Below are 12,593 nucleotides of genomic sequence, written 5' to 3'. Positions count from 1 at the left end.
ATGAATCCTTTCGTTTCAATAACATAAACATTATCACAGAATATAATCCTTCACATTCTCAATATTTTTTGTCCCCTCAGTTGTAAAACAATCCTACACGACATCTTCTGCATATTCTACTATATGCGGGTAATGAAAAACTATACAGTAATGTTGATTGCATCCGGGACATGGCCATGATGACCATGTCCCGAACAATGTATGTGATGAGTTATTCTCAGTATTTTTGTTTTTTCATTTGTAACTCTATCATACGCTTGAAATATCCATCCTTTTGGATAAGTTCATCAGAAGTGCCTACGTCTGTTACCATACCGTCTTTCAATACTACAATTCTATCCGCATGGGCAATAGTTCTCATACGATGGGCAATAATGAGGACCGTCTTGTCACGCACCAGTTCTGAAATCGCCGTTTGTATTTTAGTCTCATTTTCAACATCCAGTGATGCCGTAGCTTCATCCAATAGAACGATAGGAGCATCCTTAAGTAAAGCACGGGCAATAGAAATACGCTGACGTTCGCCTCCGGAGAGTGTATTTCCGTTTTCTCCGATAACAGTACGGTATCCGTCAGGCATCTTGGTAACGAACTCATCACATTGCGCCAAATGTGCCACACGCAAGACTTCTTCATCCGTTGCGTCACGGCGACCGATACGAATATTATCTATAACAGATGCATTGAATAAAACCACATCCTGAAACACAACAGAAAAATAACGTAGCAAAGTTTCCGGCTCTATCTGGCTGATGTCAATTCCACCAAGAGTGATTGATCCCTGTCGTATGTCCCAAAAACGCGCGGAAAGTTTAGCAGCTGTACTCTTACCGCTCCCCGAAGGGCCTACCAATGCTGTAATTTCCCCCTGACGGGCAATAAAACTCACGTCATACAATACTTGCTTACCCGTTTCGTAAGCAAAATCTACATGATTGAACACTATGTCAAAATTTTCAGGCGTGAACTTTGTGGTTCCATGCTGAACAGGCATGTCCTGCATCTCGCGCATACGTCGAATACGTACATCAAGATAAGAAAGGGCAGCAAGGTTGTTCATCACTTCATCTATAGGAGCGTAAATCCGGGAACCAAGAACCAGAAAAACAAGATAGACAAAAAGATCAAGCCTGCCTGTTGAAAGCATATCAGCTCCAACTATGATAACAGAAGCTATGCCTAACTTAAGCAAACTTTGAGCTCCATGCACCAATACGCCAAGCAACAGTTCATTACGGGTCAGTGCCTGTTCGTAGGAGTCAATCTTGTCGGTAAGGGTCTGGCGGTAGTTTGTCTCTTGATTATATGCTTTTATTTCTTGAATATTGTCCAATCCTTCCTGTATAGCTTCACTTACCGCCCGTTTGTTCAGATAATTTTCACGATTACCCGTTCTCATTTTTCGTTGAGAAAATATGAGTAACGCCATTGCTGTCGGAACTACCCAGAAAAGAGCCAAGGCTAACTGCCAGTTATAGAAAAACATGCCAATTGCTATTAACAGGATAGCAATTAGAGAAGCAAAAAGCTGTGGCACAGCATGTGAAAAAGTATGTTCCATGTCCGAACAGTCATCCATAATGGTAGCTGTAAGGTCTGAAAGATTCTTCTCTCCGAAAAAAGCCAATGGCAATAAACGTAACTTCTCTGCCAATGACACACGGCGTATTGCACTCTCGTCATAGACCGACGTATAAGTACTGTTATACTGGAAATAACCTATAACATACATTACTCCCATGAAACCTAGGCCAAGCAATCCGTAGTATAACAATCCGTGAGTTGTCGATGTTCCTGAAACAAGTAAAGGCCTCAGCCAATCATCCAAAAACAGGAAAACATAAACAGCCGGCAACATCAGTGCCAGATCCAACAGTGTAGTAAACAATACACCTCTCAGAAAATCCTTAGCTCCCTGATACGACAGGGCAAAGCGTTGTTGTATGGTTTTAATCATGATTATTATCCTCCTTTCTGCCAATAGTCCAGCTTGCGGAACGGTTATATTCATTCCACATTACCGCATAAATTCCCTTCTTTGCCAAAAGTTCCTGATGAGTTCCTTCTTCTGCTATTTCCCCATTATCTACTACAAGAATACGGTCAGCATCAACTACAGTTGACAAGCGGTGAGCAATCTTCAGAACAGTTTTTCCACGAGTCAATTCTTTCAGAGCATGTTTAATAAGCACTTCATTTTCTGGGTCGGCAAAAGCCGTAGCTTCATCAAGTACCACAATAGGTGCATCTTTCAGAATGGCACGTGCCAGTACAATACGCTGCTGTTCACCACCCGACAAGTAAGTACCTTCAGCCCCGATTTTTGTTTGCAATCCATCCGGCAAACGGTCTATAATTTCCCTGCATTGTGCCGCATCAATCGCACGGCTTACCTCTTCTTTTGTGGCGTTTGGTTTGCCGTAAATGAGATTATCCCATAAGGTAGTTTTAAAAAGATGAGCCTGCTGGAAAACAAAGGCTATGCTGTCCATTAATGATTCTTTAGAAATATCTCGTACATCTACGCCGCCTATACTAATCCGGCCTTCCTGCACATCCCAGAAACGTGGAAGCAGACGGGCTATTGTCGTTTTCCCACTGCCGGAAGCCCCCACAAGAGCATAAGTCTGACCTTGGGGAAGTTTAAAACTGATATTGTCTATGGCCTTTTGTCCGGTACCAGGATAAGAAAAAGAAACATGTTCGAACATGATATCAAACCGTTTGGGCTTTTGTGAATTATCCGCTTCTTTCAGCACTTCATAGTTCAGCAGATCTTCCAACCTGTTTATCGCTTCTCCAGCTTGCCCTGTAGCTTGTTGGAGATACATGCTTTTCATAATACTTTGTGAGAAAAGAGGGGTAAGCAGAATAAAAAGGAAGAAATCTACCAGTACTGATACAGGCTCATTACCATGCCCTATCATCAGTATGGAGACAGGAGCGAGAAAGAAAGCGAAACCATTGATAATTACCGTATAGAATGTCATAGGGTGACACCACATACGTGTATATGCCGTTACCATTCTATTATAATTCATAATACTTCGATGAAAATTCTTAAATGAATAAATGGTCTGTTGGAATACTTTTACTACAGGAATACCACGTACGTATTCTACAGCCTCCGTATTCATTTCTTCCAAAGCGGTCATGTATTTACTCATGAATTCCCGTCCATTTCCGTTCATCATGTAAGTCATTAATCCCATCGCTACCAGTACGGGGACAAGACAGGCCAATCCCAACTGCCAGTCAAAAACGAAAATAAGCACCGTAGTCAACAGAGGCATCAATACCGTAGCTGCCAGATCAGGCAACTGGTGAGCCAGAAAAGTATGCGTAATGCTGGCATTGTCATCAATAATCTTACGGATTCGTCCGGATGTATTTTGATCAAAAAAACCAAGCGGCATAGCCACTACACGTTCCATCGCATCACGTCGGATATTGCTTTCCACACGGAAAGCAGCCAGATGTGAAGCCATCAATGCAACAAAGTAAAGCACAACGCTTCCTATGGCCAGACCAGCTGCCCACCAGGCATAAACCATCATGTCCGTATCGCCGACGGTATCCGGTACAAGTAATTCTTTTACAATAAGCCATATCAATATGTACGGCACCAATCCTGCCAACGCACTAAGTGCCGACAGAATGAGGGACAAAGGAAAGAGAATCCGTCGCTGTCCCATATAGCCCTGTAATTTTTTTAAAGTTCCCATTATTATATTGTTTTCTCGTAACTATACATATATTCTTTTTCTTTTTTATCTACTTTCACTTCATCAAGTCCTGCAGACAATAGACAAGATTTCCTTTTAATGAACTGGTAGATTCTATTTATGCTATTTTATATCCCAACATTGAACTGAATTTAAAACATAACCAGGGTATCTGTCCCAGCACATAACCAAAGAAAAATCCCCAGCGTGAACGGAAAAACTTCATATAATTGGCTTGCTCAATAAGTTGCAAAGTTGGTTCCCATTGTTCGACCAAACGCCCGTCACTCAGTCCGAAGCGGATTTGAGCCTTATGCTTGCGAAGCGAGTCTGGCTTTACCCCGTGCCGGCTCATTATCGTACCGCATACGTCAAACCACAGTTCGCCTCCCTCGAAACGGCTTGCCACGGCATGCAGGAAGGCTTTTACCTGCTTTTCATAAAAATACATCAGCACTCCTTCCACAATAAAAATAAATTCCGCATTGGGATGTTTCCGACAGAGATTGTCCATCCAGTCGGTTTCCAGCAAGGACGCAGCGATATAGATATTACCCAGCTGTTCAGGTATCAGTTTCCGGCGCAACGCAATGACTTCCGGCAGATCCATATCATAAAAGATAGTCTTTCCGTTTCCGATACGCTGGAAACGGGTATCCAGCCCACAACCCACATTCACCACGACCGGATTTGGATGCGTTTCGATAAACTGCTGTACGGCACGGTCAAAATACCATCCTCGCACCACACATCCCACTTCACTCAGTTTTGCTCCATCAAATTGGGAATAATCATATTCCAAATTGTCCGCCAGCTGTTCCGCAGTCTTGTCATTCAGAATGGGGTTATCTCGACGGCTTTCTTTTGCTCGCATGTATAGCGGAATAAGTAGTGTTTCCGCCACGATGCTCTTAAACTCATGTTTCTGTTTCATATCTTTAGGTGTTTAATAGTGAACGATATTCAGATTTGTTCATAAAAAAAGGAGGAAACCTCTATGAAGATTTCCTCCTTGCCAACCGCTCTAACGCAGCTGTCTTTTTATATTTAAGCTGTCTGTATCTCATATCTTGATGATTGCCCTCCAACCTTGAATTTCAAACAAAATATAATCATGTAAAATAGCCTCCATTTCCTGTCGGGGTATGGCGTGCATCAACAGTTCCTCGAACATCGTGAACATCCATACCGTATGCAAATGGATGATAAAATCAGACACTGCCGTATTGATTTCAGGATGCTTCCGCCGCATGGACGCGAACCAGATTTTGACCAATTCGGTAGAACGATCTGTATAATTCTCGCGAAAGCTCTCCAACGAAGAACCTTGCGCATGAAACAGCAGAATCTTCATCAATGTGCTATGTTTGTCAATTAGCGAAACATATTCGTCTATACAGGATTTCAGGTATTCTTCCGACCTCATCATCATAATATCCTCTCCCCGTATGCCGTGATGCTCTTGCAACATAGCTTCCAAAGCGTATAAAACCGGACGCACCACCTCACGAAACAAATCATCTTTGTTCGTGAAGTAGTTATAGATATTCCCGACACCAATTCCTGCTAAATCTGCTATTTCGCGCATGGAAGTCTTGGAATAACCTTTTTGCTCGAATTGCTGTCTGGCTACTTTCAATATAAAACTCCGTATGTTTTCTTTTAAAATTTGCATATAAAGAACATGGTCCCTATTTGATGGTGCAAATTTACAGGTCATACTTTACCTTATCAATACCTATTTTTAGTGATTTTAGGAGAATTTTCCTTATTACTTACGCCATGAAAAATCACCTGAAAAGAACTATGCTCTTCATTTTTTTGATGGTGTAGAAATACATGTTTTAGGAAGAGTTCTTTATATAAAACGCTAATAATTAGTGAAATATAATCCAGGTAGGTGGACTTGTTCTTAAGTGGAATTCAAGTCCACCTGTTTCACCTCCTTTTAGATGCCATATTCTGCTTCAATTTGCAGTATGGATAAAAAGAAAAACCGCCGATAATGATTGATTATCAGCGGTTTTCGTTGTTTTGCTTTTTGTTTGAGTGATCCGCTTGGGGCTCGAACCCAAGACCCCAACATTAAAAGTGTTGTGCTCTACCTGCTGAGCTAGCGAATCAAACCTTATTGCCGTTAAGCGGGTGCAAAGATAGATAATTTTTTTGAAGTTGCAAAGTTTTTTGCTTTTTTTCTTATCTTTGCGCATAGGTTTGCAGGAGGATGTGGAAAAGCTCTTCGGAGGTTGTATGCATCGTGCCTGCAGATTGTGTACGTCATTCATACCAGATTATCTACATTATTAATATATATTATATGGCAACAGTTGACGATAAGAAAATTATTTTTTCAATGGTAGGTCTGAACAAGACCATTCAGCAGAACAACAAGCAGGTGCTGAAGAATATCTATCTGTCGTTCTTTTATGGAGCGAAGATTGGTATCATCGGTCTGAACGGTTCGGGTAAGTCTACCTTGCTGAAGATTATCGCCGGGTTGGATAAATCCTATCAGGGCGAAGTGGTGTTTTCACCCGGGTATTCGGTGGGATATCTGGCGCAGGAACCTTATCTGGATCCTACGAAAACCGTGAAGGAAGTAGTAATGGAAGGCGTTCAGCCCATCGTGGACGCGCTGAACGAATACGAAGAAATCAATCAGAAGTTCGGCCTGCCTGAGTACTATGAGGATGCGGACAAGATGGAGAAGCTCTTCGCCCGCCAGGCTGAATTGCAGGATATCATCGATGCGACGGATGCGTGGAACCTGGACAGTAAGCTGGAGCGCGCCATGGATGCTTTGCGTTGTCCGCCCGAAGACCAGTCGGTAGAGCATCTGTCGGGAGGTGAGCGTCGCCGTGTAGCCCTCTGCCGCCTGCTGTTGCAGAAGCCTGACATCCTGTTGCTGGACGAGCCTACCAACCACCTCGATGCCGAGTCCATCGACTGGCTGGAGCAGCACTTGCAGCAGTATGAGGGTACGGTGATTGCCGTGACGCACGACCGCTACTTCCTCGACCATGTGGCCGGATGGATTCTGGAGCTCGACCGTGGGGAGGGTATTCCCTGGAAGGGCAACTATTCCAGCTGGCTGGAACAGAAAACCAAGCGCATGGAGATGGAAGAAAAGACGGCCAGCAAGCGTCGCAAGACGCTGGAGCGCGAGTTGGAGTGGGTGCGCATGGCGCCCAAGGCCCGTCAGGCCAAGGGAAAGGCCCGTCTGAACTCGTACGACAAGTTGCTGAACGAAGACGTGAAGGAGAAGGAAGAAAAGTTGGAAATCTTTATCCCCAACGGTCCGCGTCTGGGCAACAAGGTCATCGAGGCCAAGCATGTGGCCAAGGCTTATGGTGACAAGTTGCTTTTCGACGACCTCAACTTTATGCTTCCGCCCAACGGCATCGTGGGCATCATCGGGCCGAACGGTGCAGGTAAGACTACATTGTTCCGCCTGATTATGGGATTGGAGAAGCCCGACAAGGGTGAGTTTGAGGTGGGCGAGACCGTGAAGGTGGCCTATGTGGACCAGCAGCACAAGGATATCGATCCCAACAAGAGTGTTTATCAGGTCATTTCAGGGGGCAACGAACTGATTCGTATGGGCGGACGTGACATTAATGCCCGCGCCTATCTTTCCCGTTTCAACTTCTCGGGTGCCGACCAGGAGAAGCTTTGTGGAGTCCTCTCGGGCGGTGAGCGCAACCGTCTGCACCTGGCCATGGCCTTGAAGGAAGAGGGTAACGTGCTGCTGCTCGACGAGCCTACCAACGACATCGACGTCAATACCCTCCGTGCCTTGGAGGAAGGTCTTGAGGACTTTGCTGGCTGTGCCGTGGTCATCAGCCACGACCGTTGGTTCCTCGACCGTATCTGTACGCACATTCTGGCTTTTGAGGGCAATTCGAATGTGTTCTTCTTCGAAGGTTCCTATTCGGAATACGAAGAAAACAAGCTGAAGCGGTTGGGCAAGGAAGAGCCTACCCGCGTGCGATATCGCAAACTGATGGCTGATTGACGGGGTTAGGTTTCGAATTGACAGCAAATCTCAATTTTGAAGCTCGGGAAAATATTGTTTTTCCTGAGCTTCAATCTTTTTATATTCCGCGTTTCTTCTTGTTGCAAAAAAAGTCTTATCTACTCTGAAAAAATGTAGCATGCGTGTAATATTTATATGAATTATATTCATTATCTTTGCACGAGGAAACAAAATTTAATGTTTAATTAACACTATCTACTAACTAAAAACAGAATTATGAGAAGAAATCTAATTCATTTCCTGTTAATTGCTGTGATGGCTGTATGCAGCGTGTCTGCCTTTGCCCAGACCACTACAGTGAAGGGTCAGCTTGTTGATGCTGAAACAGGCGAGCCTTTGGTGGGTGCTGCCGTAATGGTGGAAGGTACTTCACAAGGTTCCGTGACCGACGTGGACGGTTATTTCAAGCAAAGCGTTGCTGCCAATGCGACATTGGTATTCAAGTATGTGGGTTACAAGGACCTGAAGCAGAAAATTGCTCGGAAGGGAGCCTCCGTAGATTTGGGCGTCATCAAGATGCAGCCGGATGCGGTGATGCTGAACGACGTGGTTATCACTTCTTCCGTGGCCATTGCCCGCAAGACTCCGGTGGCTGTGTCGACGGTTGAACCGGTATTCATTGAGGAAAAATTGGGAACGAAGGAATTTCCGGAAATTCTGAAATCAACTCCGGGTGTTTATGCGACCAAGCAAGGTGGTGGTTTCGGCGATTCGCGTATCAATATGCGTGGTTTTGAATCGGAAAACATTGCTGTTATGATTAATGGTGTGCCGATGAACGATATGGAGTGGGGTGGTGTTTATTGGTCCAATTGGGCAGGATTGTCCGATGTGACCCGTAGTATGCAGACCCAGCGCGGTTTGGGTGCATCCAAGGTTTCAGCTCCTTCGGTGGGTGGTTCTATCAACATTGTGACCAATTCGGTTGAAGCCAAAAAGGGTGGATCCATTTCTTACGCCATGGGAAATGACGGTTACAATAAAATCATGTTCAATGTATCGACCGGCATGAGCAAGTCGGGTTGGGCCTTGACACTGCTGGGCGCCAAGACTTGGGCCGACGGATATATTCAGGGAACGGAATATGAAGCCTACAATTGGTTTATCAATGTAGCAAAACGTATCAATGAGAACCATCAGCTGTCGTTCACGGCCTTCGGTGCTCCCCAGTGGCACAACCAGCGTAACAATAACGATGGTCTGACTATCGAAGGTTGGCAGACTCTGGCCAAGAAATATATGAACGGCGACAGTCCTTACAAGTATAATCCTACTTTCGGTTACGGCCTGAACGGTGAAAGAAAGACTTCCGCCCGCAATGCCTACCACAAACCTCAGCTTTCGTTGAACCACTTGTGGCAGATTGACAGCAAGTCTTCGTTGAGTACGGCTCTCTATGCTTCTATCGGAAACGGTTACGGATATTCCGGCCAAGGTTTGGAGTCAACAGACCGAAGCCAGTGGTATGGCGCGTCTTATGGCACTTTGAACACCACTTTCCGCCACGAAGACGGTACATTTGCTTACGACGAAATTTATAAGTTGAATCAGGAAAGTGAGAATGGTTCCCGAATGGCCATGTCCAAGTCTTACAACAAGCACACTTGGGTGGGTTTGCTTTCCACTTATACGACCAAGTTCGGTGAATATGTAGATTTCTATGGCGGTATCGACTTCCGTTATTACAAAGGTGTACACACCAATGAACTTTGCGACCTCTATGGTGGCGACTATTTCGTAGACTCTTCTTCCCGTGAGAATGTGTTGGTGGCCAACAATGCTGCAGCAGCAGCCGGTGATGCTTTTGTCAACCAGAAACTGCAGGTGGGTGATGTAGTTTATCGTGACTATGACGGTTATACTCTGCAGGAAGGTGTGTTTGCACAGGCCGAATACAACAAGGACAAACTGAGTGCTTTTGTTGCCGGTTCTCTTTCGAACACAGGCTACTGGCGTTATGACCGCTTCTACTATGATGCCGCACATGCAAAGTCGGAGACCGTTAACTTCTTGGGATGGACTGCCAAGGGTGGTTTGAACTACAACCTGACTGACAATCACAATGTATTTGCCAATATTGGCTATATCAGCCGTGCACCGTTCTTCTCGGGTGGTGCTTTCCTCCAGTCTACTACGAGCAACTTGACCAACCCGGATGCAGTGAACGAGAAAGTGTTCTCAGCTGAATTGGGTTATGGATTCCGTTCCAGCTTCTTGACTGCTAACTTGAACCTGTATCACACGAAGTGGATGAACAAGACCATGAGCCGTGGTATTGATTTGAACAATAGCGAAGGCGTGTTCGTGGACCGCATCAGTATCAACATGAGTGGCGTCAATGCCATCCACCAAGGTATTGAGTTGGATTTGGTTGCGAAACCTTTCAGATGGCTGGATGTACGTGGCATGTTCTCCATGGGCTTCTGGCGCTGGGATTGCGATGCCAAGGGTTACTTCTACGATTCTACCGGTCAGCCTGTAAAGAGCTGGACAAACCAGGGACAGATTACTCACGCTTCGGGTATTCAGGCTGAAGACCATGCTTCGATGACCATTCACCTGAACGGAACGAAGGTTGGTAACTCTGCCCAGACTACAGCAGCTTTGGGACTTGATGCCAAGATTACCAAGGATCTCAGTGTTGGTCTTGACTGGAACTATTTCGGTCGCAACTATGCAGAATGGTCCTTCAGTTCAAGTGACTTGGTTGCCAATGGTGAGAAGTCTTATGATGACCCTTGGAAGATGCCGGATGCAAGCGTCTTCGACTTGAGTGCAAGATATCGTTTCAACATCGGCAAGATTGGAGCTACACTCTATGGAAACATCGACAACCTGTTCAATCAGGAGTACATTACCGATGCCATCGACGGTTCTTCACATACTTGGAAAGATGCACGTGTATTCTATGCATGGGGCCGTACTTACAGCGTGAGACTGAAACTGAATTTTTAATCTCTAAAGTTGGTAGAATTTATGAAAAGAAAATATATAATTCCCGTAATGGCATCGTTGCTCGCATTGGGCGCCTGCGATTACAATGAAGATAATTTTGAAGGACTGGAAGAGATGACTCGTCCTACCAATGTCACAAAGATTGCTTATACATTGACTGATGCTGATTATGAAGAAATGGGAGGCGATGTAAAGTCTGATAAGTATTTTTCTGCAGATAATCAGCCAGACAATTTTATTCCTAAGTGGTTGGCAAAAAAATATTTTACAGTAGATCAAGGCTCCTCTGCTAATATCACTTATCGTATTCAGATTCGAAATAGTAAATATAGAAATATACCTTATTTATCTTTAGTCGATGATGATTATACTATAGTTCATGGTGAGGGATTTTATGCACCGTATTTGAATAAGAATACAGAAGGTAAAATGTATAAGATCCTGAACGAGAAGATGGCTGATGCAGGTACGGGGACTTATGCCTTTGTTGAATATCAATATAGTGAAAATGGTGTTCCTCAGCAGATGGATGCTCCGGTAGCTCAATATGACTTTGAAGATTTGTCTACAGGTGATGTTGAGAAGTTGGATGGCTGGTATGTCAGTGCAACCGGTGATTTGTGGGAAGCTAAGGAATATAATAAAAATAAGTATTTGCAATTTACAGCTAATTATGCAGATGGTGTTGCTGAAGCTTGGCTTGTTACTCCTGCTATTAAAATAGAAGATGCAGAAAAACAATTGGCTTGGGATGTTTGTGTTGGATATTGGAACGCTGATTGCTTGGAAGTTTATATTCTGGAGAACTTCGATGGCAAGGATCTCGCTACTGCTAGCAAGACTAATGTGACGGCTAATTTCTCAATTCCTCAGGAACCAGCAAATAAATATGGTACTATGGCTTCAGCTGGTGCCATGTCTTTAGCTGCCTACAGTGGTAAAACGATAAATGTAGCATATCATTATTTGGGGGATAAGAATAATAAGAAGACAACAACTTATCAGATTGATAATATCGTTATTGGTAATGATATTCCGACTCCTGTTAATACAGAGCTTCGTTTTGCTTTATATGAAAAGACAAGTAAAGGTTGGTATGTATTCAGTAATACGGGAAAAGCATTGTCAGTTCCTTATGATGCTTATGCTGATATGGGTGATGCTGCTGAAGATAAATCGTTTAGTTCTAGTGTAAAGGCAGAAAATTATATTCCAAATTATCTGTTGAAGAATATTGAATATCCTTTGAATGGCGATACATGTACTGTTATTTATCGTTATTATGCAGGAAGTGGTAATTACAAAGCTTATTCAGATCAGTATGTTTATAATGATACGGTAAATGTTTGGAAGTATACGGATAATGTATATGTTGAGACAAGACCTTATGGATTTGATGGTTCTGAGTGGGTATATTCTCCAAGCGTAACTATTGATTTGCCTGTACAGAAGGGTAATGCTGAAGTTGCAGCGTTCTATCAGGCTATAACGGATTGGGTAAAGGAAAACCATCCTGAGTATGTAACGGGTTATGGCAATAATGATTATTATTATGGTGGTTCTGCTTATCAGAATAATTTCGATTTCCGTGTAAGTGCTTGGAAGGGACAGGGAACATACAATGATATGAGTGATGCCGACATCGAAAATTTGATGTGGGAGCGTTTGCCTGAGGCTTTCCCGCATGCATTAGAGAAATTGTATGCTGATGCAGCTCCTGCGGAGAGTGGAGTACCTGTTATTTATACAATTAATTTTGGTATTTATGATGGTAGCTCTACAACAACATGGACGATTCAGTATGAAGTTGTATCGAAAGGCAAATTTGAATATGTTAAAGATTCTTTGAAGCAAGCTGAATAAGCATTTTTAAGTCA

7 protein-coding genes and 1 tRNA gene are annotated in these 12,593 nt (G+C 43.8%); 3 read left to right on the top strand and 5 right to left on the bottom strand.

The window, feature by feature from the left end; translation table 11 throughout:
- Window positions 1-217: 217 nt before the first annotated feature.
- The 5 genes from BQ7483_RS05095 to BQ7483_RS05075 form a co-directional block, all read right to left on the bottom strand.
- On the bottom strand, window positions 218-1,957 hold the full coding sequence (locus BQ7483_RS05095; protein ID WP_072545111.1) for an ABC transporter ATP-binding protein: 1,740 nt from the start codon (window positions 1,955-1,957) through the stop codon (window positions 218-220).
- Window positions 1,950-3,725 carry an ABC transporter ATP-binding protein gene (locus BQ7483_RS05090; RefSeq protein ID WP_072545110.1) on the bottom strand — a complete coding sequence of 592 codons (1,776 nt, stop codon included), beginning with the start codon at window positions 3,723-3,725 and terminating at the stop codon, window positions 1,950-1,952. Before BQ7483_RS05090 ends, BQ7483_RS05095 begins: the two co-directional genes overlap by 8 nt.
- 118 nt (window positions 3,726-3,843) lie before the next feature.
- The gene (locus BQ7483_RS05085; RefSeq protein ID WP_022021881.1) at window positions 3,844-4,659 is read right to left on the bottom strand and encodes a class I SAM-dependent methyltransferase; all 816 of its coding nucleotides are present in this window, start codon (window positions 4,657-4,659) and stop codon (window positions 3,844-3,846) included.
- 129 nt (window positions 4,660-4,788) lie between these two features.
- Window positions 4,789-5,400 carry a TetR/AcrR family transcriptional regulator gene (locus BQ7483_RS05080; RefSeq protein WP_072545434.1) on the bottom strand — a complete coding sequence of 204 codons (612 nt, stop codon included), beginning with the start codon at window positions 5,398-5,400 and terminating at the stop codon, window positions 4,789-4,791.
- A gap of 375 nt (window positions 5,401-5,775) precedes the next feature.
- Window positions 5,776-5,848 (bottom strand) — tRNA-Lys (locus BQ7483_RS05075).
- 194 nt (window positions 5,849-6,042) lie between these two features.
- On the opposite strand from BQ7483_RS05075, the gene ettA reads away from it, so the two are divergent.
- The 3 genes from ettA (at window position 6,043) to BQ7483_RS05060 (ending at window position 12,579) form a co-directional block, all read left to right on the top strand.
- Complete coding sequence (gene ettA, locus BQ7483_RS05070) at window positions 6,043-7,740, top strand: energy-dependent translational throttle protein EttA (protein WP_072545433.1); 1,698 nt, start codon at window positions 6,043-6,045, stop codon at window positions 7,738-7,740.
- Window positions 7,741-7,977: 237 nt separating this feature from the next.
- Window positions 7,978-10,716 carry a TonB-dependent receptor gene (locus tag BQ7483_RS05065; RefSeq protein WP_072545109.1) on the top strand — a complete coding sequence of 913 codons (2,739 nt, stop codon included), beginning with the start codon at window positions 7,978-7,980 and terminating at the stop codon, window positions 10,714-10,716.
- A gap of 21 nt (window positions 10,717-10,737) precedes the next feature.
- Window positions 10,738-12,579, top strand: a complete 1,842-nt coding sequence (locus BQ7483_RS05060; RefSeq protein WP_072545108.1) for a choice-of-anchor J domain-containing protein — start codon at window positions 10,738-10,740, stop codon at window positions 12,577-12,579.
- Window positions 12,580-12,593: the final 14 nt, after the last annotated feature.

Source organism: Mediterranea massiliensis (assembly GCF_900128475.1).
GTDB classification, from domain to species: domain Bacteria; phylum Bacteroidota; class Bacteroidia; order Bacteroidales; family Bacteroidaceae; genus Bacteroides; species Bacteroides massiliensis_E.
The sequence above is the reverse complement of the archived record's forward strand: the minus strand, read 5'-3'. Positions and strand labels throughout refer to the sequence as shown.

Coding starts and splice junctions, on each gene's coding strand:
- BQ7483_RS05095 (WP_072545111.1), bottom strand. CDS start 1,957: ATGATTAAAACCATACAACAACGCTTTGCCCTGTCGTATCAGGGAGCT.
- BQ7483_RS05090 (WP_072545110.1), bottom strand. CDS start 3,725: ATGGGAACTTTAAAAAAATTACAGGGCTATATGGGACAGCGACGGATT.
- BQ7483_RS05085 (WP_022021881.1), bottom strand. CDS start 4,659: ATGAAACAGAAACATGAGTTTAAGAGCATCGTGGCGGAAACACTACTT.
- BQ7483_RS05080 (WP_072545434.1), bottom strand. CDS start 5,400: ATGCAAATTTTAAAAGAAAACATACGGAGTTTTATATTGAAAGTAGCC.
- ettA (WP_072545433.1), top strand. CDS start 6,043: ATGGCAACAGTTGACGATAAGAAAATTATTTTTTCAATGGTAGGTCTG.
- BQ7483_RS05065 (WP_072545109.1), top strand. CDS start 7,978: ATGAGAAGAAATCTAATTCATTTCCTGTTAATTGCTGTGATGGCTGTA.
- BQ7483_RS05060 (WP_072545108.1), top strand. CDS start 10,738: ATGAAAAGAAAATATATAATTCCCGTAATGGCATCGTTGCTCGCATTG.